Source organism: Alteromonas sp. B31-7, from assembly GCF_015767655.1.
In the GTDB taxonomy this organism is placed as follows: Bacteria; Pseudomonadota; Gammaproteobacteria; order Enterobacterales; family Alteromonadaceae; genus Alteromonas; species Alteromonas australica.
Genome location: NZ_CP065233.1, coordinates 3,720,595 through 3,747,490 on the forward strand (window position 1 = coordinate 3,720,595; position 26,896 = coordinate 3,747,490).

At 44.8% G+C, this 26,896-nt stretch carries 30 protein-coding genes and 1 pseudogene; 18 read left to right on the top strand and 13 right to left on the bottom strand.

Features of this window, described 5'->3' with window-relative positions:
* Positions 1-65 precede the first annotated feature (65 nt).
* Positions 66-560 (bottom strand): thioredoxin family protein, encoded by a 495-nt coding sequence (locus IUA53_RS16220; protein WP_231401175.1) that lies wholly within the window; start codon positions 558-560, stop codon positions 66-68.
* 244 nt (positions 561-804) lie between these two features.
* On the opposite strand from IUA53_RS16220, the gene IUA53_RS16225 reads away from it, so the two are divergent.
* The 3 genes from IUA53_RS16225 to IUA53_RS20540 all read left to right on the top strand — a co-directional run bounded on the left by IUA53_RS16225 (position 805) and on the right by IUA53_RS20540 (position 3,743).
* A complete protein-coding gene (locus IUA53_RS16225) occupies positions 805-1,782 on the top strand; it encodes a transposase (RefSeq protein WP_196897434.1) in 978 nt (325 codons plus the stop codon).
* A 441-nt stretch (positions 1,783-2,223) separates the two neighbouring features.
* A complete protein-coding gene (locus tag IUA53_RS16230) occupies positions 2,224-2,832 on the top strand; it encodes a dioxygenase family protein (RefSeq protein WP_196897435.1) in 609 nt (202 codons plus the stop codon).
* Positions 2,833-3,212: 380 nt separating this feature from the next.
* Positions 3,213-3,743 (top strand): LytR/AlgR family response regulator transcription factor, encoded by a 531-nt coding sequence (locus tag IUA53_RS20540; RefSeq protein WP_442859014.1) that lies wholly within the window; start codon positions 3,213-3,215, stop codon positions 3,741-3,743.
* A gap of 118 nt (positions 3,744-3,861) precedes the next feature.
* Here the strand turns inward: IUA53_RS20540 and IUA53_RS16240 are convergent, their stop codons facing one another.
* Both IUA53_RS16240 and zapE read right to left on the bottom strand, forming a co-directional pair.
* Entirely contained in the window at positions 3,862-4,584 is a 723-nt protein-coding gene (locus IUA53_RS16240; RefSeq protein ID WP_044056106.1) for a YebC/PmpR family DNA-binding transcriptional regulator, read from the bottom strand.
* Between the two features lie 185 nt (positions 4,585-4,769).
* Positions 4,770-5,867, bottom strand: coding sequence for a cell division protein ZapE (gene zapE / locus IUA53_RS16245; protein WP_196897437.1), 1,098 nt, complete (start codon positions 5,865-5,867; stop codon positions 4,770-4,772).
* A gap of 260 nt (positions 5,868-6,127) precedes the next feature.
* Here zapE and IUA53_RS16250 point away from each other — a divergent pair, with 260 nt between their 5' ends.
* The 3 genes from IUA53_RS16250 (at position 6,128) to IUA53_RS16260 (ending at position 9,315) form a co-directional block, all read left to right on the top strand.
* Positions 6,128-6,562: a ZapG family protein gene (locus IUA53_RS16250; RefSeq protein ID WP_044056104.1), complete on the top strand. Its 435-nt coding sequence runs from the start codon at positions 6,128-6,130 to the stop codon at positions 6,560-6,562.
* Positions 6,563-6,650: 88 nt separating this feature from the next.
* Positions 6,651-8,009, top strand: a complete 1,359-nt coding sequence (locus IUA53_RS16255) for a DegQ family serine endoprotease (RefSeq protein WP_044058721.1) — start codon at positions 6,651-6,653, stop codon at positions 8,007-8,009.
* A 232-nt stretch (positions 8,010-8,241) separates the two neighbouring features.
* Positions 8,242-9,315: a trypsin-like peptidase domain-containing protein gene (locus tag IUA53_RS16260; RefSeq protein WP_044056102.1), complete on the top strand. Its 1,074-nt coding sequence runs from the start codon at positions 8,242-8,244 to the stop codon at positions 9,313-9,315.
* A gap of 55 nt (positions 9,316-9,370) precedes the next feature.
* Here the strand turns inward: IUA53_RS16260 and IUA53_RS16265 are convergent.
* The 8 genes and pseudogenes from IUA53_RS16265 to mlaF all read right to left on the bottom strand — a co-directional run bounded on the left by IUA53_RS16265 (position 9,371) and on the right by mlaF (position 15,500).
* Positions 9,371-10,697: pseudogene (locus tag IUA53_RS16265) on the bottom strand (IS4 family transposase).
* Between the two features lie 132 nt (positions 10,698-10,829).
* A complete protein-coding gene (gene murA / locus IUA53_RS16270; RefSeq protein ID WP_196897438.1) occupies positions 10,830-12,092 on the bottom strand; it encodes a UDP-N-acetylglucosamine 1-carboxyvinyltransferase in 1,263 nt (420 codons plus the stop codon).
* A gap of 14 nt (positions 12,093-12,106) precedes the next feature.
* Entirely contained in the window at positions 12,107-12,364 is a 258-nt protein-coding gene (locus IUA53_RS16275; RefSeq protein ID WP_044056100.1) for a BolA family protein, read from the bottom strand.
* 28 nt (positions 12,365-12,392) lie between these two features.
* A complete protein-coding gene (locus IUA53_RS16280; RefSeq protein WP_196897439.1) occupies positions 12,393-12,701 on the bottom strand; it encodes an STAS domain-containing protein in 309 nt (102 codons plus the stop codon).
* On the bottom strand, positions 12,698-13,351 hold the full coding sequence (locus IUA53_RS16285) for an MlaC/ttg2D family ABC transporter substrate-binding protein (RefSeq protein WP_375276777.1): 654 nt from the start codon (positions 13,349-13,351) through the stop codon (positions 12,698-12,700). Before IUA53_RS16285 ends, IUA53_RS16280 begins: the two co-directional genes overlap by 4 nt.
* A gap of 92 nt (positions 13,352-13,443) precedes the next feature.
* Positions 13,444-13,917, bottom strand: a complete 474-nt coding sequence (gene mlaD, locus IUA53_RS16290; RefSeq protein WP_044056097.1) for an outer membrane lipid asymmetry maintenance protein MlaD — start codon at positions 13,915-13,917, stop codon at positions 13,444-13,446.
* 9 nt (positions 13,918-13,926) lie between these two features.
* Positions 13,927-14,703 carry a lipid asymmetry maintenance ABC transporter permease subunit MlaE gene (gene mlaE, locus IUA53_RS16295; protein WP_044056096.1) on the bottom strand — a complete coding sequence of 259 codons (777 nt, stop codon included), beginning with the start codon at positions 14,701-14,703 and terminating at the stop codon, positions 13,927-13,929.
* Positions 14,700-15,500 (bottom strand): phospholipid ABC transporter ATP-binding protein MlaF, encoded by an 801-nt coding sequence (gene mlaF, locus IUA53_RS16300; RefSeq protein ID WP_196899583.1) that lies wholly within the window; start codon positions 15,498-15,500, stop codon positions 14,700-14,702. Before mlaF ends, mlaE begins: the two co-directional genes overlap by 4 nt.
* A 522-nt stretch (positions 15,501-16,022) precedes the next feature.
* Between mlaF and IUA53_RS16305 the strand changes: the two genes are divergently transcribed.
* The 12 genes from IUA53_RS16305 to mgtE all read left to right on the top strand — a co-directional run bounded on the left by IUA53_RS16305 (position 16,023) and on the right by mgtE (position 25,352).
* Positions 16,023-16,979: a calcium/sodium antiporter gene (locus tag IUA53_RS16305; RefSeq protein ID WP_196897440.1), complete on the top strand. Its 957-nt coding sequence runs from the start codon at positions 16,023-16,025 to the stop codon at positions 16,977-16,979.
* Positions 16,979-17,956, top strand: a complete 978-nt coding sequence (locus IUA53_RS16310; protein WP_196897441.1) for a KpsF/GutQ family sugar-phosphate isomerase — start codon at positions 16,979-16,981, stop codon at positions 17,954-17,956. Before IUA53_RS16305 ends, IUA53_RS16310 begins: the two co-directional genes overlap by 1 nt.
* An 8-nt stretch (positions 17,957-17,964) precedes the next feature.
* Positions 17,965-18,516 carry a 3-deoxy-manno-octulosonate-8-phosphatase KdsC gene (gene kdsC / locus IUA53_RS16315; RefSeq protein ID WP_044449306.1) on the top strand — a complete coding sequence of 184 codons (552 nt, stop codon included), beginning with the start codon at positions 17,965-17,967 and terminating at the stop codon, positions 18,514-18,516.
* Positions 18,513-19,091 carry an LPS export ABC transporter periplasmic protein LptC gene (gene lptC, locus IUA53_RS16320; RefSeq protein WP_044056092.1) on the top strand — a complete coding sequence of 193 codons (579 nt, stop codon included), beginning with the start codon at positions 18,513-18,515 and terminating at the stop codon, positions 19,089-19,091. The genes kdsC and lptC overlap by 4 nt, the downstream gene beginning before the upstream one ends.
* The gene (gene lptA, locus IUA53_RS16325) at positions 19,060-19,617 is read left to right on the top strand and encodes a lipopolysaccharide transport periplasmic protein LptA (protein ID WP_044056091.1); all 558 of its coding nucleotides are present in this window, start codon (positions 19,060-19,062) and stop codon (positions 19,615-19,617) included. Before lptC ends, lptA begins: the two co-directional genes overlap by 32 nt.
* Positions 19,618-19,619: 2 nt before the next feature.
* Positions 19,620-20,345 carry an LPS export ABC transporter ATP-binding protein gene (gene lptB, locus IUA53_RS16330; RefSeq protein ID WP_044056090.1) on the top strand — a complete coding sequence of 242 codons (726 nt, stop codon included), beginning with the start codon at positions 19,620-19,622 and terminating at the stop codon, positions 20,343-20,345.
* Positions 20,346-20,422: 77 nt separating this feature from the next.
* A complete protein-coding gene (locus tag IUA53_RS16335; protein ID WP_196897442.1) occupies positions 20,423-21,907 on the top strand; it encodes an RNA polymerase factor sigma-54 in 1,485 nt (494 codons plus the stop codon).
* A gap of 29 nt (positions 21,908-21,936) precedes the next feature.
* Entirely contained in the window at positions 21,937-22,224 is a 288-nt protein-coding gene (hpf, locus tag IUA53_RS16340; RefSeq protein WP_044056088.1) for a ribosome hibernation promoting factor, read from the top strand.
* A 9-nt stretch (positions 22,225-22,233) separates the two neighbouring features.
* The gene (gene ptsN / locus IUA53_RS16345) at positions 22,234-22,677 is read left to right on the top strand and encodes a PTS IIA-like nitrogen regulatory protein PtsN (protein ID WP_044056087.1); all 444 of its coding nucleotides are present in this window, start codon (positions 22,234-22,236) and stop codon (positions 22,675-22,677) included.
* A gap of 29 nt (positions 22,678-22,706) precedes the next feature.
* A complete protein-coding gene (rapZ, locus tag IUA53_RS16350; RefSeq protein ID WP_044056086.1) occupies positions 22,707-23,552 on the top strand; it encodes an RNase adapter RapZ in 846 nt (281 codons plus the stop codon).
* A complete protein-coding gene (locus IUA53_RS16355) occupies positions 23,552-23,824 on the top strand; it encodes an HPr family phosphocarrier protein (RefSeq protein WP_044056085.1) in 273 nt (90 codons plus the stop codon). Before rapZ ends, IUA53_RS16355 begins: the two co-directional genes overlap by 1 nt.
* Before the next feature lie 169 nt (positions 23,825-23,993).
* Positions 23,994-25,352 (top strand): magnesium transporter, encoded by a 1,359-nt coding sequence (gene mgtE, locus IUA53_RS16360; protein WP_044056084.1) that lies wholly within the window; start codon positions 23,994-23,996, stop codon positions 25,350-25,352.
* A gap of 54 nt (positions 25,353-25,406) precedes the next feature.
* On the opposite strand, the gene IUA53_RS16365 is transcribed toward mgtE, so the two are convergent.
* Both IUA53_RS16365 and IUA53_RS16370 read right to left on the bottom strand, forming a co-directional pair.
* Positions 25,407-26,123: a response regulator transcription factor gene (locus IUA53_RS16365; RefSeq protein WP_196897443.1), complete on the bottom strand. Its 717-nt coding sequence runs from the start codon at positions 26,121-26,123 to the stop codon at positions 25,407-25,409.
* A gap of 50 nt (positions 26,124-26,173) precedes the next feature.
* Positions 26,174-26,890: a spondin domain-containing protein gene (locus IUA53_RS16370; RefSeq protein ID WP_196897444.1), complete on the bottom strand. Its 717-nt coding sequence runs from the start codon at positions 26,888-26,890 to the stop codon at positions 26,174-26,176.
* Positions 26,891-26,896: the final 6 nt, after the last annotated feature.

Consider the following 26,896-nt stretch of genomic DNA (forward strand, 5'->3'; position numbering starts at 1 on the left):
ATGCATTGCCAGAAAAAAGCGAGCACAACGCTGCATAGCAGGCTATACAGCAAATTGTAGAAAGATTATTGAGCTACCTCAACGAATGCTTTTAAGTCTTGGGTTAAGCCGGCATCAGCCCGCTCTACCACACGGCCAATTTCTTCACCTTCGCGAAGCAAAATAAAGGTCGGCGTATATTTGAGGCTGTGTTTCTTTGCCATACCCTCTGGATCACGCTTTGTTCTATCAACCGCAATCAAGGTAAAATCAGGCGCATCTAATCCGCTAACATCCAGGGTTTTCAGAAGGCGAGGCACCTCTCTTTCGCTGTCGTGGCACCATGTGCCAAACAATATAACTAATTGATTACCCTCTAATGCGGCAACAGCATTAAGCTCTTCCTCACTGGGTTCATAGGTGGAGTACTCGCTCATAAAAGCAGGAAATTCTGCCAATAGCGCTTCGCTACTCACCTCTCCCAACAAGTCTCCTTTTTGGCTTGCTATCGCTGAGGTGCATAACATCGTCATCATTATCAGTATGACTGACACATTGCGCAACACGCTAAATTTAATCACCTGAATTCTCCTTTTAAATATGTAGAGGTATTCAATAGCGGAGGGGATGAAAAAGCAAGAAGCTTTTCGAATTAAGACGAAACCACTACTGAGACAGGCATGAAAACTCCGACAACCATTATTGAGACAGGCATAACACGGCGGGCATAACACGGCGGTACCAAAACTGTACTTCAGTACACTTTTTTTACTTTGGTTTGCTATTCACACTATTAATGGAGTAAACCAATGCCAGAAAGTGCAGATGCCTAAAGCCAGAAAATCACAAATTAGTTTATTAGATACGCCGTATTATCATTGTGTTTCACGCTGTGTTCGCCGCGCATACTTATGTGGTGAGGAAAACGGTAAGAGCTTTGAACATCGCCGCTACTGGGTGGAAGACCGCATTCATGTACTCAGTGATGTGTTTGCTATTGATGTGTGCGCCTATGCGGTGATGAGCAATCATACACACGTGGTGCTACACGTAGCAAAAGATAAGGCGGATATCCTCACCACAGAAGAAGTGATTCAACGTTGGCACAGGCTATATAAAGGCACCTTGCTCACGCAGCGCTACCTATCACCAGAGTTACGCAAAGACTTTCACGAAGCACAGATTAAAACGGTGGAGGCCACAGCAGAGATATGGCGTAAACGGCTGTATGATATTAGTTGGTTTATGCGTGCTTTAAACGAATATATTGCCAGAGCCGCAAACAAAGAAGATGACTGCACCGGGCATTTTTGGGAAGGGCGGTTTAAGTCTCAAGCGCTACTCGATGAATCAGCCCTTGCAGCGTGTATGGCCTATGTTGATTTAAACCCGGTACGGGCGAAAACAGCAAAGACGCCAGAAACCTCTGACCATACGAGTATTCAATATCGTATTAACGCCGCCAGAGTAGGTAAAACGCCTAAACGACTCATGCCTTTTTCACAAAGCTCAAAACAAAGTATGCCACAGAGCCTACCTTTTACACTTCCAGACTACCTTCAGCTTGTCGATACGACCAGCCGATATATTCACCCCACCAAACGCGGGAAGGTTGAACATACCTTGCCTACTATTCTAGAACGTCTCAACATTGAACATGAGCAATGGTTAACCTTAACCACCCAATTTGAAGCCTGCTTTAAACATGCCGTAGGCAAAGAAGCGCTCCTTGAGCAGTATGCCCACAACCAACATCAGCAACGGGTTCAGGGGCGACAAAGTGCTCGGCGATTACTGGGGTAGTGATGCGCCCAAAGAGCTAAACGCACCAAATTTACTGATGATTCACGCCATTAAAGACATGGACCCTTAAGCCAAAACTATACTTACACATCCACATTTCCAGCCAACCTCCAAAACAGATAAATTCATCTGCATAAACGACCTCATGCAGCGCCGTTGTGCATGCCACTTTTCCCACTCTAAAGATGCCTGTCTCATTAGGTAGGTACACTCTAAAGATGCCTGTCTTGCTAAGTAGTCTTGCTAAGTAGTCTTGCTAAGAGTCTTGCTAAGTGAGTACCTTGAGAGAAACATGCCTGTCTCATTAGGTAGGTAAGTGAGAGAGAAGCGCGTATCCACTCCGCTCGCTTGAAAAACTCATCGTGTCAGAAAAAATACATTGAACGCTTTGGTTTTGCTGTGCAATTTTTAGCTATCTGTGACTCACAAAGGCAACTTATTATGGCTTCAACTCTCACTGCTTTGGCTCTACGGCTGTCCGTTACATTTTGTACACTCTCGTCACCTGTATACGCCAATGTCGACCCTTCATGGTTAGCTTCTTGGGATGAGGCTGTTGCGAGTCTACCTTCTGAGCTAAAATCATCGGCCCTCATGGTTAACAATGATGAACCTGGTACACGGCTACAGATTAGAGGTCTTGTGTTTGACCCAAATGGCAATGTAGCAGAAGGCGTTATCGTTCACGCTTACCACAGAGATAGCCAAGGATTTGATTTTGGCCTTAACGATAAAGAAACAACAACCTGGCGCATACAAGGATGGGCGATGACAGATCAGCACGGTCGCTTTACGTTTGACACAATCAAAGCGGCGCCTGATCATTTAGGACGTGAAGGTGGTCATATTCATTTCACTACGATATCCGAAAAATATGGCCGTCAGTGGGCACTAAAAGCGTATTTTTCTGACGATAAATTACTAACAGAACGCCAGAAGTTACTTTCAAAAAAATCAGGAAAGTATGGTTCCATACCCGAGGTTGTGACTACCGAAGCTGGAGCAACAATTCATGTTGCGATTAAATTGAAGACTGAGCCAGACTTTTGATGGCAATTCTAGTTTTAAAGCATTCATGACTTTGCTAACTTAAACGTTCAATCACAGCCTTCACTCAGGTGCTTATTGTGATAAGTGCAGTACGAAGAAAGATATACCCTGTTATCCTCGGAAAATCAGTTGTACTTGTGTGCATGGTCGCGTTATGCGGAATGATCTTGTCCATATTTCAGGATTACTTGTTTACCGAAAGGCATAACACATCCTTTGTGTTTTTTGAGTCACTACTTTTCAAGTGCGTTTGGGTAGTGTTTTTCCTCGCCTATCTCTGTTCGTATAAGTCTTTTCATATGATTAAAGAGATGTCTCACCAAAAGCTGATTTTGCTTTATGGGGCATTAGTTTTCTGTCATGTTTTTGTGTCCACTGTTATGGTGTGGGCAATCTCTTGGATATTCAAAGACCAAGGGTATGGGCTTGCAAAAATTCTCGCGTTCACTTTCTCAAATGATAGTTCCAAGATCCTATTCATCTATTTTTTGTCGATAATTTACCTAAAGCGTTTCTATTCGCCCACATTAGATTCAAAAGAAGCCAATGAGATTACTGATACAGCAGAATCTCAACCTAAAAACCTTGAGATAAAAAATGGCAGACAACATCACCTTGTTAGCTTTGACGCTATCCTTTGCATTAAGGCAGACTCGCCGTACGTGCTTGTTCAGACAGAAGATAACAGTTATTTGCACTCATCCTCTTTAAAAAAAGTAGGCGAAGAGCTCGATTCGCGATTTTTTAAGCTTCACCGTTCCTGCATAGTAAATATCGATAAGGTAACGTCTTATCAATCGAGGCTAAATGGTGATTATGACGTGTGCCTCTCGGGCCACATAAACGTTCGTTTGAGCAGAAATTACGCTAAGCAATTTAAGGCTGTGATTGGGGATCTAATAACGATATAAAAAAGCCTTACGGTGTCCCATAAGGCTTATGTTCTTCTCTTAAAGCAAATATCACTTTTTACTTTCATCGCAAAACGCGGTGTTCGAGCTCTTTAAACAACAGGTTTGCAGTAAATATTTAGCTTGGCGTTATCGCGTTGTGATAAACGTCTTGCACGTCATCACAATCGTTAAGCATGTCCATGAACTTTTCAAACATAGGCATATCATCTTCGCTGATTTCCGTTTCTGTCTGTGGGATCCAGCTCATTTCTTCCGTTTCAAAGGTCATGTCTGGGTAGGCCGTAGTAAGCGCAGTTTTTACTTGGTAAAACTCAGTATGTGGCGCGTACACAGTCACTTTACCGTCTTCTACTTCAACGTCAGTAACATCTACATCTGCTTCCATAAGCACTTCTAAAATGGCATCTTCGTCGTCACCGGCAAACTGAAAAATGGCTTGGTGATCGAACATATGAGAAACCGCACCCTGTGCGCCAAGCTTAGCGTTGGTTTTAGTGAAGCAATTACGCACGTCGGTAATGGTACGGTTCGCATTGTCAGATAGGCAATCCACAATAACCATGCAATTACCTGGGCCAAAGCCTTCATAGCGCATAGGCTGGAAGTCTTCTCCCGCACCACCTGCCGCTTTATCGATAGCCTTGTCAATAACGTGGCTGGGCACCTGGTCTTTCTTCGCTTTCTCCATTAAACGGCGAAGCGACAGGTTGGTGTCTGGGTCTGCACCACCGTTTTTAGCACACACATAAATTTCTTTACCGTACTTAGAGTACACTTTTGTTTTTGCGCCAGCAGTTTTTGCCATGGCGGCTTTACGTACTTCGAATGCTCTTCCCATCTTAAAATTCTCTTTTTCGCAATAAGGATGCTGCGTTGCGTTTTTATCGACTGCCTGTACCCCATCACCTATTGATTAAGCGACACCAGCGTTGAAATACCTTGGGCACAGAAAAATTGCCGAAATTCTACCTATTTTAGCTAAAACAATACAGTGTTTATGCTGTTTTACTTATCTGCTAACCTTTAAGGTAAATGCTCAGTTGCCAAATAGTCATGCGACTGCATCTCTTTTAGTCGGCTTAAACAACGCCTAAACTCAAAATTGAGCAACCCTTCTGTATACAAGGATTCCAAGGCGACTTCGGCAGATATTATCAGTTTAACGTGGCGTTCATAAAACTCATCCACCATAGCGATAAAGCGGCGTGCTACATCGTCATTGTGTTGCCCCATTTCTTTCACGTTTGCCAGCAACACCGAATGGTAACACCGGCTAAGTTCAATATAATCGCTTTGACTACGGGGTCCGCCACACAAGTCTGAAAAGTCGATCATAAGTACACCGTCGGCATCCCTCAGGGTGGGTATTTGTCGATTATTGACTTCAATATTTTGTTCTCGAGTACCTTCTTCAGGCGCAAGTTGATTAAAATATTCATGTAAGTTTGCTGTCGCTTGTTGATCAAGTGGATAGTGATAAATTTCAGCTTGCTCTAGGGTACGTAAGCGATAATCAATGCCACTGTCCACATTAACCACCCGGGTGTTTTGATTGATAAGCTCGATAGCAGGCAAGAAACGCGCGCGTTGAAGGCCATTTTTATAGAGTTCGTCGGGCACAATATTCGAGGTGGCCACAAGCACAACACCATGGCCAAAAAGCGCTTCCATTAAAGTGCCAAGAATCATGGCATCAGTAATATCCGAAACAAAAAATTCATCAAAGCAGATAACTCGCGCTTCTTTTGCCAGTTTTTCCGCTACGGTTTTCAGGGGGTCTTGGGCATTATTTAGTCGCTTAAGTTCATCGTGAACACGGTGCATAAAGCGGTGAAAATGCACGCGCATTTTTTTCTCGAAGGGTAAGCAATCGTAAAATGTATCAACCAGGTAGGTTTTTCCCCGCCCTACTCCACCATAGAAGTAAATCCCTTGAATGCCTGCTTTTTTGTGCCCTTTCCCAAAGGCGGCTTTCAATTTCACCCTCCACGTGGCTTTCTTACGTAGCTCTGTGAGTTCATCGTATAACCGTTGAAGCTCTTTAACTGCGTTTTCCTGCGCCGCATCGTAATGAAATTCTGGTGAGGTTAAATCTGCTTGATACTTTTCCCATGGCGTCATCGCCCAAACTACTCCGTAAAAATGTCAATACTTATGGTGGCTGCACCGACCTGCTTGATTTTCTCAATTATGACCTTAATTTTAAGTAAAATCACGGTAGAATCGCACCTTGCGTGGTGTCCTTTGTCGTATTATCGCAATAAACAACGACAATGGGCGCACTTAACCATCGACCTTGCTATAGTAAAGTATGGTCGTTTGCCTCTTATTTACCGTATCAGGTTAGCTGAGGTAAGTTGTAGTATGATTCGGAGATGGAAATGGAACTGTTAGTGTCCCTTGCTTTATTAGTGGTTGGTGTAATTATTGGCTTTTTTGTTGGTCGCTTTGTGCAATCTAAACAAGGGTCGGGCAATGCCGCGACGGCAGAACAGCAAGTGAAGGAAATTCTCTCGCAACAGGCGCAACACCATATTCACCAAACTCGTCAAAGTGTTGAAAGCATTGAAAGCCAGTGCGCCACCTTGCGCTCGCAAATGGAAGAATACGAAGCCTTGCTCCACCAGTCTGACGACGAAGACGCTAAAGTCCCTTTTTATGGTGAGCAAGCCACAACCTATTTACGTAATAACCTAAAGAGCACTGAAAAAGCGAAGTCAAATAGGGTTTCTGATACCCAACCAAAAGACTTTGCAAACTCGGGGTCAGGTCTATTCGCCGGAAAATCGGAACAGTCTACCGCAGAGAAACCCTAACACCTGGAACTTTTTCAGTAACTTAAGACTCTTTAGTAAAATCGATACAATGTCGCAATAACCTGAAGGAGTGTAAGCGAACATGAAAATGTCTTTTCGCCATTATGTATTGGCGTCTGCCGTTGTAGTTAGCTCTATGGGCTTTAGTGTTACCGCAAATGCGGCACTGCCTTTCTTTTCAGATAAGAAAGACGAAGTGCCGTCGTTAGCACCCATGCTTGAAGAAGCCACCCCTGCTGTGGTGAGTATTGCAGTGAAAGGCACGCAAACGTCTCGCCAACAAGTTCCAGAAATGTTCCAGTACTTTTTTGGCGCACCACAGGAACAAGTGCAAGAACGCCCGTTTAGAGGTTTAGGCTCAGGCGTTATCATTGATGCAGAAAAAGGCTATGTGGTTACCAACAGCCATGTGGTCGACAACGCAGACGAGATTACCGTTAAGCTTACCGATGGCAGAGAGTTTACGGCTAAGAAATTAGGTGCTGATGAACAAAGCGACATTGCTTTGTTAAAAATTGACCCTGATGACCTAAAAGCAATTCCTCTTGCCGATTCTGACGAACTGCGAGTTGGTGACTTTGTTGTGGCCATTGGTAACCCGTTTGGTCTTTCGCAAACAGTGACATCAGGCATAGTCAGTGCCCTTGGGCGCTCTGGCCTAAATATTGGCGGATACGAAGACTTTATTCAAACCGACGCTGCCATTAACCGAGGCAACTCCGGTGGCGCATTGGTGGATTTACATGGTCGCTTAGTGGGCATCAATACCGCTATTTTTGGGCCTAATGGTGGAAATGTAGGTATTGGTTTTGCTATCCCTTCAAATATGATGAAAAGCTTGGCTGATCAAATTGCCGAATATGGCGAAGTTCGCCGCGGCCTATTAGGTATAGTCGGTAGCGACATTGACGCAGGGCTCGCAGAAGCGATGAACGCCAATGTAAACATTGGCGCATTTGTTAGCGAAGTCACGCCGGAATCCGCGGCCGAAGATGCCGGTATAGAAGCGGGAGACATCATAACTGAAGTTAATGGCCGTAAGATTAATAGCTTTCTTGAATTACGTGCGCGTATTTCCAGTATGGGCGCTGGCGCAGAAGTGGAGCTGACGCTACTTCGTAAAGGTGAAGAAGTCACCGTAGAGGTTGTATTGGGTGATGCTACGCAAGCTACCGTCACCGCGCAGCAAATTCACCCTGCCTTGGAAGGCGCTACGTTAACAAATGGCGCAGATGAAGCCGGCAATGCTGGCGTAGTTATTTCAGATATTGAGCGCAACAGCCCGGCTGCACGCATTGGTCTTAAGCCTGATGACGTGATTGTGGGTGTTAATCGTAAACGCACATCTAGCGTGTCAGATTTTAGAAATGCGTTAGATGATGCCAGTGGTGTTATCGCACTCAATGTAAAACGAGGTAACTCCACGCTTTATCTCGTTATCCGTTAAATAACTACGTTTAATCGGCCCCCAAAAAGCAGCGTTCATTAGCGCTGCTTTTTTTTGCTTCAATGGGGGGATTTATAAACAGGCGTTGTTGTTTACCGTGAAATACGTCTTCACTATCGGATAAATTTAACCTGAATAATGCATTAAATGTTATGCTCTGCTTTAATAGCGCTATAGCAAACGCCAATAGTGCAGTTGTTGACAATAATAAACCTATAAATAAGTGTGATCCGTGACTGGCAGCTCAATCGTTAGCTTTTTCTTAAAATCTGTATTTCTCGGCACAATCGTCGCATTGTTGCTGTTGCTCTTCTTACCTGACTTACGGCAAGGCAACGGTTTTACGCAAGGCTTGTTTTCCGACCCTTCCGTAAGTGCAAGTAGAGAAAGTTACTTTGCGCCTCTTAGCCGTTCAGCGCCAGCGGTAGTGAATATTTACAGTGTGAGTATAGAAAAAGACACTGGTTTATTCAGAAACCAACCCCGGGAACGCACGAGTCTTGGGTCTGGTGTTATCATGACAGACAACGGGTACATACTTACGTGCCATCACGTTGTGCGCAATGCAGATAGCATTTTTGTAGCGGTGCAAGACGGGCAAATTCTAGAAGCGGAAATAGTGGGTAACGACCCCCTTACCGACCTTGCCGTATTAAAAGTGTCTGCCGATAACTTACATGTCATTCCACAAGTTAAAGAGCCAGACATTCATGTAGGTGATGTCGTCATGGCCATTGGTAACCCTTTTGACTTAGGCCAAACGATTACCCAAGGTATTATCAGCCGTGCGGGCCGCAATGGGCTGTCGAACTATGTCGACTTCATTCAAACTGATGCGGTATTAAACCAAGGTAATTCAGGTGGCGCGTTAGTCGATAGCAATGGCTTTTTACTGGGAATTACTAATGCAAACTTCCAGGTTCGAGACTCCCGTAATCGCGTGCGAAATGTAGATGGTATCAACTTTGCCGTGCCTTACGAGTTAGCCAAACGCGTGATGGACGAAATCATTTCTCACGGCCGTGTTATCCGCGGTCAACTCGGATTCATTGGCAGTGAAAACCGCAACCATCAAGGCATTGAAGTAACCGCCGTGGCAAATGGAAGCCCTGCTGCTGAGGCGGGTTTACAACCCGGTGATATTATTGTCGCCATCGATGGTATTCGCATAGAAAGCGCTTCAAAGACTTTAGATATGATTGCGGAAACCACCCCAAACACACCGTTAGAGTTAGAGGTCAGCCGTGGCGAACAAACCATCACCATAAAAGCCGTGGTCGGGGAACTGCAAGCGGCAAGTAACTAATGCGCTTGCAAGGAAAACACAAAAAAGGCCGCTTTATTTGCGTAATGCCAGTCAGTTAAGCTGACTGGCATTTTTTCTTTTTGAGAGGATATTTCTTGGGTTTTGGCTTAACCCATCTTGGATAACACCTGTCCTCGCGCCTCGGCGGAAGTAAGCAGTATCCCATCTGAGTAAGTAAAGCATTGTATATTTTTGGTATGTTCCCCGGGCTACTTAGAGATACAGTAACGAAGAAGTGCGTAATGGCCATAGCGCAACTTGTAAAGCTGAGTTGATTCGGTAATACACCGCCTAGTTTATTCGCCGCCGCAGTCATACCTTGTCTGATTAAGTTGTAACATAATAGAACGCCCCATAACTCTTGCCTTATCATGTCTGGGCGTTTACTTCTCAGCGTATACTCATTGTTCAGTAGTGACTGCTTCATCTCGCGATAACCCAGTTCAATCTCCCAGCGATATCGATACAACTCTACCATCTCGTCGCTAGGAAAACGCAATGGGTCCACCATTGATGACAACATCCTATACGTTTTTCCTTTATAGTTTTGGTTACTAATCTAGCTTCTATAAATTCAGGTAAATCTTCGAACTTCTTTCTTGCCTGAGGCGTGCACGCTAGGCGTATATGCTTGTCTTGCTTACTAAAGCTGCTTATCACTTCGTATCGAAGGTCTTTTCTAGCAGGTATCATCCAATGCCTTTGCTCACCAGCTTGGTGCCAACGGTTTAGTAAGCCAAGCGAGTAGTACCCTTTATCGAATAGTGTTAAAGAATGGTCAGGGGTTGTTTCTACTAGCTCCTCTGCCAACTTCATTTCATTGGTACGATAGCCTGCAAAAGCGCTATTTATAAGCTGATGGCTATAATCTCCATATGACAGACCATACGGATTTGGGGGTAAATATTTTCACTATGCTGATTACTTTGCGTTTCAAACACCTTATGATTTTCTGGTGTATCGGCGGTTCGCCAAACGACACCATCCACAGCAAGTAAATTGAGTCCCGCCCAACGCTCAAACCGCGTAGACTCATAGCTATTTTTTGCCATCAAACGAAACACTTCTCGCACTGCATCTTCTCCTAATCGTTGCCTAGCTTGAACCATTGCGCTTGGTGCAACTAAAGCCTTTTTATCTGGCAGCATGATGTCCATCTGCGTCGCGATATTCCAGACAGATTCTTGCCGATACAGTGCCATGCCAACAATTGACCAGAGTACTGTTTCTAAAGGCAGCCTTCGTTTACGAATAGTAGCGACACCTGCTTGTTCGAAGCCTTGCTTAATAAGCTCTGGAGAAAGAAGCTCCGCATATTTTTCAAAGGTATGAAAATTGTCTGAAGACTTAAAAACATTCGCTAATTCGCTTTCAAAACGCATAAAAAAATCCGATATCAGAACCTGATATCGGATTTTGAACCGTTAAAAAGATCGGTCAACCGATCGTTAAATTATTTCTTAACTGATCGGCATTACGCTTTATTTGCGGCCTTTTCTTTTCGTTAACGATGATTATTCTTTAACGCGTTGGATATTTGCCCCTAAACCGCCTAGCTTCTCTTCGATGGCTTCGTAGCCTCGATCTAAGTGGTAGATACGGTTAACGTGAGTTTCACCGTCGGCAATTAAACCGGCTATGACTAAGCTTGCAGATGCACGTAAATCAGTGGCCATCACAGGCGCACCTTTCAATGCTGAGCTACCTTTAGACACGGCGGAGTTACCTTCAAGGGCAATTTCTGCGCCCATCCGTTGTAATTCAGGCACATGCATAAAGCGGTTTTCAAAAATTGTTTCTGTGATAACCCCTGTTCCTTCAGCAACACAGTTCAATGTAACAAATTGTGCTTGCATGTCGGTAGGAAACGCAGGGTGAGGCGCTGTTTTAACGCGAACAGAGGTTGGCTTTTTGCCTTCCATATCAAGCTCAATCCAATCATCACCTGTGGTAATTTTTGCGCCTGCTTGTTCGAGTTTATCTAGTACCGCATCAAGGGTATCCGGCGCGGCATGGGTGCAACGGATTTTTCCGCCGGTGACCGCAGCTGCAACGAGAAAAGTTCCGGTTTCAATGCGGTCTGGCAATACGCGATAGTCACATCCGTTTAAGGTTGCAACACCTTCAATGGTAATTTTATCGGTACCTGCGCCTGAAATTTTCGCGCCCATCTGAATTAGGCAGTTCGCTAAATCTACAATCTCTGGCTCGCGAGCGGCGTTTTCCAGTACGGTTGTGCCTTCAGCGATGGCGGCCGCCATCATCAGGTTTTCAGTAGCACCTACGCTGACCATGTCCATGAAGATGCGTGCGCCTTGTAACTTACCGTCTACTTCAGCACGAATGTAACCTTCATCAACCTCAATTTTAGCCCCCATCTTTTCTAAGCCAGTAAGATGCAAGTTAACGGGGCGTGCGCCAATGGCACAACCACCAGGTAACGAAACATTTGCTTTACCTTGCTTCGCCAACAATGGCCCTAGCACTAAGATGGATGCACGCATAGTACGCACAAGCTCGTAAGACGCGGTTACGCTTTGTAAGGTACTTGCATCTAACAGCACATCGTTTGCTGCCGGTTGCGCCACTTCAACGCCCAGTTCGCGTAGCAACGATAGCGTGGTATTAATATCACGTAAGCGAGGAACATTGGTGTATCGACAAGGCGAATCCGTTAGTAAGCTTGTCATCAACAGAGGAAGCGCTGCATTTTTAGCGCCTGAAATTCTCACGCTTCCCTGAAGAGCAGGGCCTTTTTTTATTACAAGTTTATCCACGAAAAAAGACTCGCCTATTGAGGAATATTAAACTGGCGCTCGCGCTCCCAGTCTTTCACTGAAAATGTTTTTATCGAAATGGCGTGCATAGAACCATCTGCAATTTTATCTGCAAGGGGTGCGTATACCGCCTGTTGGCGTTTTACTCGGCTCATTTCATTAAACGCATCGCTTACGGCGATAATGTTGTAATGAGAACCTTCTCCACGCACATGTACCTCATCAAGGTTTAACGCCTCTTTAAGGATATTTTCAATCTCTGACAATTCCATAACTTACTTCTTTTCTCGTTTCACTGTCTTAATTTACGGGCAAAAAGCTGTCTAGGTCACTAATTTTAGCAAGCTTGAGCAACTTTTCAGGCATATCATGCAGGCTAACATCTATTCCCTGTTGCTTTCCATCTCTAATCGCGTTCAACAACCAAGCTAACCCGGCACTGTCTACTCGCTCTACATCACTGAGGTCGATAGTACACGTTTTTGTACGTTTCAGTATATCCTGTTCTGCCCCGCTTAAGCATACCCAAAAGTCTTTTGACAGTGTGTTATGGTCGAGGTGCCCATGTACACTAATTTTACCGGTTTCGCTTACCTGAAAAAGGCTCACTCAGATGCTCCGTCAATATCGTAGGATTCATCTTGATTCAGTTCTACTGGCTTACCAATTTTATCTCGCATTAGTGCAATCACTGAATCAATGCCTTCTTGTCGTAAGATCGACTCAAATTCGCTACGTTTGCTATTTAGCATACTAATACCTTCAGCCACCATGTCGTAAGCTTTCCACTCGTTGGTTTTGCTGTCTTTACGTACTTTAAATGCAATTTTAATTTCTGGACGCTCAGGATCTTGCACTACGGCACGCACGGTAACTGACTTTTGATCTTCAAAGTTAGATTCTGGCTCGAAAATAACCTCTTGGTTGTCGTAGTAACCCATCGCTACCGCGTAGGTAGTAATTAGGTATTGTCTAAATACACTAATGTATTCACCCATTTTTTCTTTTGGTACCGATTTAAAGTGCTTTCCTAACACCATAAATGCGGCAAATTTGTAATCAATGTGCGGCACCAATTCCTCTTCCATAATGGTTCGAAGCATTTCTGGATCTTGCTTAATTTGTTCTTGGTTCGCTTTAATTCTATCAAAGGTTTTTGTCGCTACGCCTTTCACCAGTTGATAAGGGTTTTGATCATTAATTTCTTGTGCCTGAACGTTCCCTACCAACGACATCAGCAATAAACCGGCAACTGCCATCAACTTTTTCAATGTAACTCTCCTAAATCGTGTCCTACTACAGCAGACCTGATAACACCCCGTATGGTTTCATCCGCCTACCTAAATATTCGTTAATCTTCGTCGCTACCGCGATTGAATAAAAACTGTCCAATTAAGTCTTCTAGTACCAACGCAGACTTGGTGTCTTGCAGATAATCGCCATCTTTCAAATTAGCCACGCCATCGAATGAGAACCCAGGCTGGAAGCCAACATATTGTTCGCCTAACAAGCCCGACGTTAAAATTGATACCGAACTGGTTTCAGGGAAACCGTTGTATTCGTTTGATATTGACAACTCTACAATGGGAGTGAAGTCACCTTGGTCGAGGGAAATTGAAGTCACTCTACCTACCGTCACGCCGCCTACCTTCACCGCAGAGCGAGGTTTAAGACCACCAATGTTGTCAAACTTTGCGTACAGGGTGTAGGTGTCGCCGTCTGTGGCCATCGATTGATTGGCCACTTTTAATGCCAGCAACAAAATAGCGCCAATGGTCAGGACTACAAATACACCTACCATCATTTCCGTTTTATACTTATTCATACCAACCCTCTACTCGATACCAAACATAAGGGCGGTGAGCACGAAGTCCAGCCCTAATACTGCTAATGAAGAAAACACAACGGTTTCAGTTGTTGCTTTACTGATCCCTTCCGAAGTAGGAATGGAATCATACCCTTTAAATATGGCAATCCAGGTGACAACCAAGGCAAAAACAAGGCTTTTAATCACGCCGTTTATTACATCTTGATTCCAATCAACGGTGGACTGCATGATTGACCAATAGCTGCCTGCATCGACGCCTAGCCAATCCACTCCCACTAAGTGACCACCTAAAATACCTACGGCGCTAAAAATCAGCGCTAACATAGGCATAGAAATCATTCCGGCCCAGAAGCGCGGCGCGACAACCCGTCGAAGCGGATCTATCGCCATCATTTCTAAACTACTTAACTGCTCAGTGGCTTTCATTAAACCAATTTCTGCGGTTAAGGCAGATCCTGCGCGACCCGCAAACAATAATGCTGTCACCACAGGGCCAAGCTCTCGTAATAACGAAAGCGCCACCATTGGTCCTAAGCTTCCCTCAGCACCATAGTCCACTAGAATGGTATAGCCTTGTAGCGCCATGACCATTCCAATGAACAATCCTGACACTAATATAATTAATAGAGACTGAACGCCTACCACATTAACTTGCTTCACTGTCAGCGGGATATTCTTTAAGCGGGGCACGGCAATCAACGCGCCAAAGAGCATCACACCTGCTCGCCCAACCGCGCTAATCTTACCTAAGGTAGAGGCGCCTACCGACTGAAAGACATTCATTTCCCACCTCCAAAGAAGCTTTGCTCTAAATCAGCAGCAGGAAAATGAAAGGGAACAGGCCCGTCAGCTTGGCCTTTTAAAAACTGTTGAACCAATTCAGACTCGCTTTCTTTAATTTGTTGCGCTGTTCCTTCGCCAATAACACGCTTGTCAGCCAAAATATATATGTAATCAGCGATAGTAAGTACTTCTGTCACATCGTGGGTTACCACGATACTTGTCAGTCCCAAAGCATCGTTAAGCTCTCTAATAAGCTTGACCAAAACGCCCATAGAAATAGGATCTTGGCCTGCGAATGGCTCGTCGTACATAATTAAGTCAGGATCCAATGCAATAGCTCGCGCTAGTGCGGCGCGTCGTGCCATTCCGCCCGATAATTCACTTGGCATTAACGAGGCAGCGCCTCTTAAGCCAACAGCCTGTAGCTTTAACGCGACAGTCGTAGCAATAATGTCTTCTGAAAGCTGAGTATGCTCCCTTAACGGAAATGCCACGTTGTCGAACACACTCATGTCGGTAAACAGCGCGCCACTTTGAAACAACATGCTCATGCGACGACGGGTCTGATACAGCTCTCGTCGATTCATGGCAACAATTGAATTGCCATCAAATCTCACGTCCCCTTCATCGGGGATAAGTTGCCCGCCGATTAAGCGTAGCAACGTGGTTTTGCCTATTCCGCTTGGGCCCATTACTGCTGTTATTTTGCCTTTCGGAACCCGCAGCGATATACCATCATATATAAGCCGCTCGGCGCGTCGAAAGGTAAGATTGTCTACTTCAACTAAATGATCCATAGCTCTATTATGGCCAACCTTTGAATGATTAAATTTAGTCACTGCAGAAACCCTGATGCACTTCTACAGCCATTAATTATTATTACTTGTTTATCCGTGTAACCACGCATGCGCATTCTAAATACCACGCGTTAGTACAGGGGAGTTCCCCATCAGTTCCTTGTCGCTTTTTTCAAGGGTTGCAAGCCCCACTGAATGAGCAATAACTATGCCTATGAGTGCAAAAATAATAGAAAGTTTACTGACGAGTGTAATTTTGAGGCATTGTACGCTTTTTCAAGGCTCGCGCCAAAAGCAAAAAGTTACAATATATGTTCTATGAAAACGAATGGTTGATCATTGCCTATTGCTTCGCAATAGTTTCGCATCAGATTTACCTTCAATTTTCACTTTATTTGTCATGCGCTTCACGAGCCTTTTATCCCCGTATTCTATCATTAATTAAAATATCCCATAGTTCCCATAGGCAAATGGCATTGTTTTTGCGACAATCCCATGAAATCATCAAAATAACAGGTTGTTGTGTTTTTAAGCGTAGTTATTTTTCTTGTTGGCCTCATTGTGCTCAGTTGGAGTGCTGATCGTTTTGTGTACGGCGCGTCTGCCCTCGCCAAAAACATTGGTATCTCCCCCATGATGATAGGCCTGACTATTGTTGCAATGGGGTCTTCGGCGCCGGAGATTGTTGTTTCTGCTATGGCGTCAGCCAATGGCAATATGAACACCGCCGTTGGCAATGCCTTAGGCTCGAATATCACTAACATTGCGCTAGTACTAGGTATAACCGCGTTGGTTAAACCTCTAGTGGTGGCTTCAACAACACTTAAACGAGAACTTCCCGCCTTATTAGTCATTACCCTAATTGCCGTAGCATTTTTGTTTGACGGTGAATTAGCCAGCTACGAAGGCTTAATTTTAATGGGCTTATTTGTCTTTGTCTTGGCCATGATGGCTTGGCTATCTCTACAAGTAGATAAAGAAGACCCCCTTGTTGCCGAAACTGCCGACGAAATTCCCTCAAACGTATCAACCACTTCAGCACTCATATGGATCGGTGTCGGACTGGTTCTTTTACCCTTAAGTGCACACTTCTTGGTAGATTCAGCGGTAGAGATTGCGCGCTACTTTGGTATTTCCGACTTGGTTATTGGCTTAACCATCATTGCATTTGGCACAAGTTTGCCTGAATTAGCTGCCAGCATCGCAGGGGTTTTGAAAGGTGAAGATGACCTAGCATTAGGTAATATTATTGGCTCGAACATATTCAATTTGTTGGCCGTACTGGGAATGCCAGGGTTGATAGCCCCTGGACTACTCGACCCTGATGTATTTAACCGAGATATGTGGGTAATGCTTGGGCTAACCCTGTTGTTGTTTTTATTTAGCTTTGACCTTATTGGCAAACGAATAATCTCCCGCACGAATGGGGCATTATTCCTTGCTAGCTTTATCGGTTATCAAATTTGGCTCTTTGGATAATGACGAATACAGAGAACTCCTTTATCGCGTCAGCAAAACGCGTAATTGACATCGAAGCGAAAGCCATCAGTGCCCTCAACCATCGCTTGGACGCCCATTTTGTTGACGCCTGTCACTTACTGCGTCAATGCAAAGGTAAAGTGGTAGTAAGCGGAATGGGGAAATCTGGCCATATTGGTAATAAAATTGCCGCGACGCTAGCGAGTACAGGCACCCCTGCGTTTTTCATGCACCCTGGGGAAGCCAATCATGGCGATTTAGGCATGTTATCTAAAAATGATGTCCTTATTGCCATTTCTAACTCTGGCGAAACCGCTGAACTGGTCAACTTGCTTCCCGTGGTTAAACGCTTAAATGTACCCATTATTGCCATGACAAATAGCCGGCAGAGCGCGTTGGGGCAACACGCCAATATTGTGTTGGATATCAGTGTGGAAAAAGAAGCTTGTTCTTTGGGGCTTGCACCCACTAGCAGCACTACCGCTACGTTAGTTATGGGCGACGCCTTAGCCGTCGCTTTGCTGGATGACAGAGGCTTTACCTCTGACGATTTTGCGTTGTCTCACCCCGGCGGCAGTTTAGGAAGAAAGTTACTTTTAAAAGTGAGCGACATCATGCTTACTGGCGATGACCTTCCCATCGTAAATCACCATGTATCGGTGGCAGAAGCACTCCTAGAAGTCTCGAAGAAGGGACTGGGCATGACAGGTATTGTGGATGATAAAAATACGCTAGTGGGCGTATTTACCGATGGCGATTTACGCCGCATTCTAGATGCCAGGCTGAATTTGCATACCGCAAAAGTTGCGGAAGTGATGACGAAAGGTGGCAAGGTTGCCCACCCTGAGCAACTCGCCGTTGAAGCAATAAATGTAATGGAAACCTTTAAAATTAGCGCACTTATGGTGGTTGATGAGCATCGCCAGCCGTTAGGTGCCTTCAATATGCACATGTTATTAAAAGCAGGCGTGCTATAGTGACTATCATGACAGAAACGACACTTTATACTTCATTACCCCGCACCCTATACACTCAATTGGCCCAGGTGAAATTACTTGTGTGCGACGTCGACGGTGTATTTTCAGATGGTCGTATTTATCTTGGAAACGCCGGCGAAGAACTTAAAGCATTCCATACCCGCGATGGTTACGGTGTAAAAGCATTGGTGAAGGCAGGGATTCCCGTAGCAGTCATTACTGGGCGCCGCTCTGCTATTGTTGAAAATAGAATGAAGGCACTGAATGTTGACCCTATTATTCAAGGTGAAGAAAACAAAGCTGACGCCCTACAAGATTTAATGCGTTCGTTGTCCCTTTCCAGTGAGCACGTTGCTGCGGTAGGTGACGATATGCCAGACACCGGCATGTTCGAACACGCGGCGATTAAAATTGCAGTTAACGATGCCCACCCGACGGTGAAAGCCCAAGCCAATTGGGTGTTGGAAACCCGCGGCGGGTTTGGTGCAGTGAGAGAAATTTGTGATACCTTGTTACAAGTGCACGGCAAATTGCATGGCATACACGGAGCCAGTGTATGAACTTATTTGGCTTTAATCGCTTAGGGTTGAGTATTTCTGCACTTTTTACGTTGGCCTTATTAATGTACTTGCCAACCTGGATGAAAGAAGAACCAACATTGGCAAGAGATAAAAGCCTAGACGCGCTGCAGCCTGCATATACAGCCAAAAATATCACCACCACCTTATACGATAAAGACGGAGCGTTAAATCACAAAGTATTTGCGCGCGCAATGGAACACTACGATCAATTGGGGTTTGTTTTGTTTCAACAGCCCAGATATACCTTATATAGCGACAATGCAAAAGCACCGTGGGAAGTCACCGCCGTTGAAGGGACGCTGTACAACAACGAATTAATTCAATTAGAAAATAATGTTTTAATTGAAAACCAAAGCCAAGATGATTTTGTAAGAACCATACAAACGGCGTTTATAGAAATCAATTTGAACAGCAAGCAAATGGCTTCTGACGAGCCAGTGGAAATTCGAGGCTTGCGATATGTAATTAATAGCAACGGGTTTAACGCTAATTTACGTACCCAGGAATATGAGCTAATTGACCATGTACAAACCATTTATTCCCCTAGCAACTAGCCTAATTTTAGGTTTTTTTGCAGTTACAGCGTCGGCGACAGAAAGCGACTTTAACAAACCGATAAAGGTAGATTCTAAATCGCAGTTTGTTGATGGTAAGAATAAAACCTCGTTGTTTAAGGATAACGTGCGTATTTCCCAAGGCACGTTAGTGATTAACGCAGATGAAGTGGAAGTGGTTGCAACAGAAGGCGAAGGCCGTGAAATATTCATCGCCAGAGGCGCGCCAGCAAGTTATTCGCAAACCTTAGAAGACGGCACCCCGGTAACAGCCAAAGCCAATGAAATTCGCTATGAAGTGGTTAATCGCACTCTCTCGTTAGACGGCAATGCAGAGCTGCAACAAGACACCAGTTCTGTGAAAGGCGATAAAATCACCTTTGACATGATTACCGAACAGCTTCTTGCCACCGGCAGCGGTGACAATGATGAAGGCAGAGTGACCACCGTTTTTCGACCAGAAGCGATTCGCAAGCTGACCGATGAGAAGGCGAAAGAAGACGAGAATAACGAGGACGATAACTAACCATGGCAACACTAAGCGCAAGTAACTTAGCCAAAGCCTATAAATCTCGCCAAGTAGTGAGAGACGTTAGTTTGTCGGTCTCAACCGGGCAAATCGTGGGCTTACTAGGCCCTAACGGCGCAGGTAAAACCACCACCTTTTACATGATTGTGGGTCTTGTGCCACTAGATAAGGGAAAAATCACCATTGATGATGGTGAGCTCACCCACCAGCCTATGCACGAACGCGCACGTAAGGGCATTGGCTACCTGCCACAGGAAGCCTCTATTTTTCGCAAGCTAACCGTGTTTGAAAACATCATGGCGATTTTACAGACACGAAAAGATTTAAATTCATCACAACAGGAAGAAGAAGCCGACGCCCTTCTTGATGAATTTAATATTAACCATATACGTAATAGTACAGGAATGAGTTTATCAGGTGGAGAACGCCGTCGCGTAGAGATTGCGCGTGCGCTAGCAGCCAATCCGCAATTTATTTTACTCGATGAACCATTTGCTGGTGTTGATCCTATATCGGTTAATGATATAAAGAAGATAATACAGCACCTTCGTGATAGAGGTATCGGTATCCTCATTACAGACCACAATGTACGAGAAACATTGGATGTATGTGAAAAAGCCTACATTGTGAGTCACGGTGAATTAATAGCCCAAGGAACGGCAGAGCAGGTTTTAAGTAATCAAAAAGTAAGGGATGTATACCTAGGTGAACAATTCAGGCTATAGTTAATGTAACAGAATTGTCATTTTTCAAATTATGCACCTGGTATATTCACAATAAGAGCACAGTAAATAAGACGTAGATGAAACCATCTTTACAGTTAAAGTTCAGTCAACAACTTACCATGACACCTCAGCTACAGCAGGCGATAAAACTGCTGCAGCTGTCAACGCTCGACCTGCAACAGGAGATCCAGGAAGCCCTAGACTCAAATCCTCTACTTGAAGTAGAAGAAGGCAGTGATGAGCCTCAATTAGAGAAAAACAATATCGACGGGGATGACGTCGCTCAAGACGCCGTTACTACCGCATCAAGCGATACGCTTGAAGCCGGTGACGCATTAGAGAAGAATGACCTACCTGATGAATTACCCATAGACAGCACGTGGGACGAATATTACTCAGCGTCTTCTGCACCCGCCCCTGGGCCCTCGAATAATGACGATGAGCAGATTTTCCAAGGCGAAACCACCGAAGACATTCAAGCACATTTGCTATGGCAAATGCGTCTTACCCACTTTTCAGATACTGACCGTGCCATCGCAACGGCTATTATCGATTCAATTGACGAGTCTGGTTATCTTACCGTCACCCTTGACGACATTTTAGAGTCTGTCAACTCCGAAGATATGGAGGAGCCGGTTGAATTAGACGAAGTGGAATGCGTATTAAAACGTATTCAGATGTTCGATCCTATTGGTTCAGGCTCGCGTACACCACAAGAATGCTTGATGGTTCAGCTTCGCCAATTTTCAGATGATACGCCTTGGTTAAAAGAAGCCAAACAACTGATAGAAGAATACTCAGACCTACTCAGTAGCAAAGACTATCGTACGCTGATGCGTAAAAGCCGTCTTAAAGAAGATCAATTACGCGAAGCTATGCGCTTGTTGCAAACATTGAATCCTCGCCCAGGTAGCGCTCTTATCACTAAAGAGCCTGAGTATGTTATACCCGATGTCTCGGTCACCAAGAAAAGTGGTCGTTGGGTGGTTGAACTTAATCCAGATAGCTTGCCTAAACTTAGTGTGAACCAGCAATATGCGGCCATGAGCAGAAGAGCGAAAAATAGTAGCGACTCGCAGTTCATTCGCTCTCATATGCAGGAAGCAAAATGGTTTATTAAAAGTCTTGAATCAAGAAACGACACCTTGATGAAGGTTGCTAATTGTATTGTGCAGCAACAAATGGGCTTTTTTGAACATGGCCCTGAAATGATGAAGCCCATGGTGCTTAACGATGTTGCTGAAATGGTTGATATGCATGAATCCACCATTTCACGTGTCACCACGCAAAAGTATATGCATACCCCACGTGGGATATTTGAATTGAAGTACTTCTTTTCTAGTCACGTTGCCACGGAGTCTGGGGGTGAGTGTTCATCTACTGCCATCCGCGCGCTGATTAAAAAGCTTGTAGCGGCTGAAACGCCAAGCAAGCCACTAAGTGATAGCAAGATTGCTCAATTGTTGGCCGAACAGGGCATTAAAGTCGCCCGGCGGACAATAGCAAAATACCGGGAATCATTGTCGATTCCACCGTCTAACCAGCGAAAGAGCTTACTTTAACTGGCTCATAAATATAAGGAAGACGAAATATGCAAATCAACCTTACTGGTCATCACGTCGAAATCACCGACTCTTTGCGTAATTATGTCGATACCAAGTTCAGCAAACTAGAGAGGCACTTTGATCACATTTCTAATGTGCATGTCATTCTCAATGTTGAAAAACTTAATCAGAAAGCCGAAGCGACCATGCATTTAAGTGGCGCTGAGGTTTTTGCTTCCTCTGAAAATACTGATATGTATGCAGCAATAGACAGCATGGTTGACAAACTAGACAGGCAAGTCATAAAGCATAAGGAAAAGCTGAAAAAGCATTAACTCACGCTTATGGAAATTCAAGCAATCGTAAGTTTGGACCGCACTGAATGTGCGGTTCAATGTAACAGCAAAAAACGAATTCTAGAGATCATCAGTAATATCGCTGCCAAAAACAACGATAATATTGATGAAACGACAGTACTCACGAGCCTATTGAACCGCGAGAGAATGGGCAGTACGGGTATTGGAAATGGTATTGCACTGCCTCATGGTCGACTGGCAGGATTGGAAAGTGTTATCGCCATTATTGTAACTAGTAACCCTGCCATCAACTTTGACGCGCTGGACAACCAACCGGTAGATATTTTCTTTGCCTTATTGGTTCCAGAAGAGCAAACCGAGGGGCACTTACAAACCCTAGCCACGGTTGCAGGTAAATTGAGTGACAAAGAGACCGTGAAGGCAATTAGGCGTGCCACCAATAGCGACGATATTATTGCAGCGCTAAGCTAACTCTAATGCCATCTTAAGGGAGAGGCCAATTGAAACTAATTATTATTAGTGGTCGTTCGGGGTCAGGGAAGTCTGTTGCTTTACGGGCACTGGAAGATTTAGGGTATTATTGCGTAGATAATATCCCCGTCAATTTATTACCTACCCTTACCCATACGGTAGTCGACGAATACGATCAAGTTGCTGTAAGTATTGATGTACGTAACCTACCCAAAAACCCAGACGATTTAGTTGAAATACTCGACTACCTTCCCTCTTCTTGGTCCATGACCATCGTCTACATTGATGCCAGTGACGACATTCTCGTCAAACGCTTTAGTGAAACCCGACGATTACATCCATTGGCAAAACTGAATAAGTCTTTGTCTGAATCTATTAAAGCAGAAGCCGCTTTACTCGCTCCTGTGATTGAACGAGCAGACTTATACATAGATACCGATAAACTGACCATTCACCAACTTGCTGAATTAATACGTGAGCGAATTTTAGGTAAAAAGAGTTCTCGCCTGGTATTGGTATTTGAATCCTTTGGCTTCAAACATGGTATTCCTAAAGATGCCGATTATGTTTTCGACGCCCGTTTTCTCCCTAACCCTCATTGGGAGCCTGATTTAAAACACCTGACAGGGTTAGATGCCCCCGTAGAAGTATTTTTAGGCTCTCAACCGGTGGTGACCAAGTTTATTTGGCAAATTCAAAACCTCATTACCACGTGGCTTCCCCACTTAGAGCGTAACAACAGAAGTTATGTAACCATCGCCATAGGGTGTACCGGAGGCCAGCATCGCTCTGTGTTTATCGCCCAGACATTGGCAAAGACTTTCAGCGATTTGCACCCTGACGTGCAACTTCGACATAGAGAATTGAATCAGTAATGACCATTGAAAAAACACTTACCATTGTGAACAAGCTTGGCCTGCACGCCAGAGCGGCTACTCAACTGGTGCAATTAGCGAATCAATTTGACGCTAAAATTATTCTTGTAAAGGGCGACAAACAAGCAGATGCCAACAGCGTTCTTGGGCTCATGATGCTAGAAAGTCACCAAGGTGAACAAGTCAAAGTGGTCGTAGAAGGCAAAGATGAAGAACAAGCGTTAAAGGCCATTGAAACGTTAATTGAAGGTCGCTTCAACGAAGACGAATAAGCGCGCGTTAGTCGAATGCCTCCCTTCCCCCTCTCTTAGCTTAAATTGCACTCTCGAAGTGGCTATATTCTAAGCATATTGTCCTCTAGCCACTTTATTTGTCATGACAGCGTCATGCCTATTGCGATATCCTAGAACAATAGAAAATCCAATTCCTTAGGCGAATTTTGTGGCAGAAGCTCTGGTCTCTAAATACGTACAAAGCCAATTACGTGCACTTAACGGTGCACTAATAAACGGTCAGTTTGTTTCCGTACGTAAACTGTTGCTTGAACTGCCCCCATCCGATGTTGCTCACATTTTAGAGTCTAGCCCTAGCCGCACACGTGACGAGCTATGGGAGCTTATTGATAGCGATTTTCATGGTGATATTTTAGAAGAACTGTCGGACGACGTGCGTAACGGCATCATTACCAAAATGTTGCCTGCTAATGTTGTGGACGCACTAGAAGAAATGGACACCGACGACTTAGCGGAAACCCTAAGTAGTCTTCCAGAACCAGTATTACAAGACATCCTTGCCTCGATGGATGCCCAAGACCGATTACGCGCCGAGCAAGCCCTTTCCTACGGTGAAGAAACCGCCGGTTTCATAATGAATACCGACACCATCACTCTTCGCCCAGATGTCACCATTGATGTCGTCCTTCGATACATTCGCTTAAAAGGCGAATTACCGGAAAACACCGATACCTTCTACGTGGTGAATCGTACCGATAATTTGGTTGGCATTGTTCCCGTAGCACGATTACTGACCGCAGATACAGACGCAAAAGTGTCTGATGTAATGGATGAAGAGTCAGAAGCTATCCCGGTCAATATGCCCGACGACGAGGTAGCGAGTTTATTTGAAAGGTATAATTGGCTATCTGCCCCGGTTGTCGACGAACGCCATCGCTTAGTAGGCCGAATTACCATTGATGACGTGGTCGATATTATTCGTGAAGATGCTGAACACTCGATGATGAGTATGGCGGGTTTGGATGATGACGAAGATACCTTTGCCCCCGTTATGCAAAGTACTAAACGCCGTTCAGTGTGGCTGGCCGTTAACTTGGTAACTGCCTTAATGGCGGCGATGGTCAGTGACTTATTTGAAGCAACATTAAGCCAATTGGCGGTATTAGCTATACTCAACACCATTGTGCCGAGTATGGGAGGGGTTGCTGGAAATCAAACCCTGACATTGGTGATACGTGGTATGGCATTGGGTCACGTAAACGCCAGTAACTCACGATGGTTGATTAGCAAAGAAATATCTATTGGCTTTTTGAACGGGGCTATTTGGGCAGTGTTAATTGCCAGTGTTATTGCCTTATGGAAACAAGACTATATGTTAGGCGTTATTATCGCCTTTGCTATGCTGGTTAATATGATTGCCGCAGCGCTGGCTGGAGCCACGTTACCTATGATCATGAAACGGCTTAAAATAGACCCAGCCTTAGCCGGTAGCGTTATATTAACGACCATCACCGATGTGGTGGGAATATTTGCTTTCTTAGGCACAGCAACCCTGTTTTTAGTCTAACCTCACTTTAGTAAGAGGAACACGCAAACGTGCCGCACGTCACTTGCAGGTATGTTATGCGCTCATGACTTTGTTCGCTAACCCTTGGCTGTTGAACTTGTAGCCCACTCCCCACACCGTTTGCAGAAGCTGACCAGCTTGATGATAAGAAATCACAGCATCTAATTTATTGCGCAACCGATTCATATGGGTGTTCACGGTATGCTCGTATCCTTCGTGGTTGTAGCCCCACACCGCACTTAATAATTGATTGCGCGAAAAAACCTGGTTCGGGTGACGACATAAATGGTACAGCAGAGTAAATTCTCTGGCGGTTAGCTTCACATCTTCACCGTTTACCGTCACCGAATGCAAGCGCGAGTCAATGGTGAAAGGTCCAACATTGACCGCATCAGTGTCAGCTGTCTGAATGTCGGGTATAGCGACACGTCTTAAATGAGCACGTACTCGGGCAATAAATACACGTTCATTAAAGGGCTGCGGAAGGTGGTCGTCTGCGCCGGCTTCAAGATAACTGGCGCCATCGGTTAACATACCTTCAGGTTCAATAGCCATTATCCAACTTCCGTCACACTGCTCACGTATACGGGTGATTTTTTCACTGCATGCCGCACTGCCTTTCGCTTCTACAATAATGAGCGGGTAGTGCTGAGATAACAATGTTTTCGCCGACATATAAGTAGAGACAAGGTCATGCACATAGCCGTGTTCGTTTAAGCATTGTTGTATTTGCCGCTGTTGTTGGTTACAGCTGAATATTACAAGAATCATGTCACACTCCAGTATTGCCCTTATTACACAAGACCGGAGTGTGTTAAAAATTATTCCATTCTCATTACAGAAATTCTTAATGTGGGGTTATCGAATCGCTGATCTGCAGTTAATACCGAGGACGATAACCCCCCTTCAGTTGACACCACACCCGGGTGCATGGTCACAAAATCATGGGCTTCCCTCCCCTCACTGGGGCCTTCGCCACCGCCTGCTGGGCCTGGCACCGACATTGCCGATTCAGTATTGGCTTCTGTTCCCGCATCATAAGTTAAACTGAAACGCGTCATCACCTCGCCAACGTTAAGTTGAGATAGGTCCATTGCAGTCAACCCGGTGAACGCATCATTGGTGTTACCTAACATGGCAGCCACCGTTAATGCTGTCGCGGCGTTGTCGTTAATGCTGATGGTGACTGAAACACGTTCGCCAGGCGGTGTAGGATCGTCTGCTGATGCTGTGGCCAGTAGCTCTGTTACCGCTAAAAACTCACTGTTATCACCAGACTCGGCTAGCAACGCCAAACCGTCCGTAGCCGGCTCACCAATCGCCCACATCGGCATATCAAGGTCGTGTAAAGCAATGGCAATGGGTGAGGCAGGCTGTCCATTGGTTAAATTTACCACGTCGATTTGATACGTATAGGTAATGGGCTGCGGTGGTGTCACCACTACTTCATCGTTGTTATCGTTGTCAGAACATGCTGACAATACCATCGCTGCGCTTAGCAGGCTGGCACTATATATGATTTTATTAATACGCTTCATAGCTTC

Coding starts and splice junctions, on each gene's coding strand:
- IUA53_RS16225 (WP_196897434.1), top strand. CDS start 805: ATGCCTAAAGCCAGAAAATCACAAATTAGTTTATTAGATACGCCGTAT.
- IUA53_RS16230 (WP_196897435.1), top strand. CDS start 2,224: ATGGCTTCAACTCTCACTGCTTTGGCTCTACGGCTGTCCGTTACATTT.
- IUA53_RS20540 (WP_442859014.1), top strand. CDS start 3,213: ATGGTGTGGGCAATCTCTTGGATATTCAAAGACCAAGGGTATGGGCTT.
- IUA53_RS16240 (WP_044056106.1), bottom strand. CDS start 4,584: ATGGGAAGAGCATTCGAAGTACGTAAAGCCGCCATGGCAAAAACTGCT.
- zapE (WP_196897437.1), bottom strand. CDS start 5,867: ATGACGCCATGGGAAAAGTATCAAGCAGATTTAACCTCACCAGAATTT.
- IUA53_RS16250 (WP_044056104.1), top strand. CDS start 6,128: ATGGAACTGTTAGTGTCCCTTGCTTTATTAGTGGTTGGTGTAATTATT.
- IUA53_RS16255 (WP_044058721.1), top strand. CDS start 6,651: ATGTCTTTTCGCCATTATGTATTGGCGTCTGCCGTTGTAGTTAGCTCT.
- IUA53_RS16275 (WP_044056100.1), bottom strand. CDS start 12,364: ATGGAATTGTCAGAGATTGAAAATATCCTTAAAGAGGCGTTAAACCTT.
- IUA53_RS16285 (WP_375276777.1), bottom strand. CDS start 13,351: ATGGCAGTTGCCGGTTTATTGCTGATGTCGTTGGTAGGGAACGTTCAG.
- mlaD (WP_044056097.1), bottom strand. CDS start 13,917: ATGAATAAGTATAAAACGGAAATGATGGTAGGTGTATTTGTAGTCCTG.
- mlaE (WP_044056096.1), bottom strand. CDS start 14,703: ATGAATGTCTTTCAGTCGGTAGGCGCCTCTACCTTAGGTAAGATTAGC.
- mlaF (WP_196899583.1), bottom strand. CDS start 15,500: ATGGATCATTTAGTTGAAGTAGACAATCTTACCTTTCGACGCGCCGAG.
- IUA53_RS16310 (WP_196897441.1), top strand. CDS start 16,979: ATGACGAATACAGAGAACTCCTTTATCGCGTCAGCAAAACGCGTAATT.
- kdsC (WP_044449306.1), top strand. CDS start 17,965: ATGACAGAAACGACACTTTATACTTCATTACCCCGCACCCTATACACT.
- lptC (WP_044056092.1), top strand. CDS start 18,513: ATGAACTTATTTGGCTTTAATCGCTTAGGGTTGAGTATTTCTGCACTT.
- lptA (WP_044056091.1), top strand. CDS start 19,060: ATGTACAAACCATTTATTCCCCTAGCAACTAGCCTAATTTTAGGTTTT.
- lptB (WP_044056090.1), top strand. CDS start 19,620: ATGGCAACACTAAGCGCAAGTAACTTAGCCAAAGCCTATAAATCTCGC.
- IUA53_RS16335 (WP_196897442.1), top strand. CDS start 20,423: ATGAAACCATCTTTACAGTTAAAGTTCAGTCAACAACTTACCATGACA.
- hpf (WP_044056088.1), top strand. CDS start 21,937: ATGCAAATCAACCTTACTGGTCATCACGTCGAAATCACCGACTCTTTG.
- ptsN (WP_044056087.1), top strand. CDS start 22,234: ATGGAAATTCAAGCAATCGTAAGTTTGGACCGCACTGAATGTGCGGTT.
- IUA53_RS16355 (WP_044056085.1), top strand. CDS start 23,552: ATGACCATTGAAAAAACACTTACCATTGTGAACAAGCTTGGCCTGCAC.
- IUA53_RS16365 (WP_196897443.1), bottom strand. CDS start 26,123: ATGATTCTTGTAATATTCAGCTGTAACCAACAACAGCGGCAAATACAA.
- IUA53_RS16370 (WP_196897444.1), bottom strand. CDS start 26,890: ATGAAGCGTATTAATAAAATCATATATAGTGCCAGCCTGCTAAGCGCA.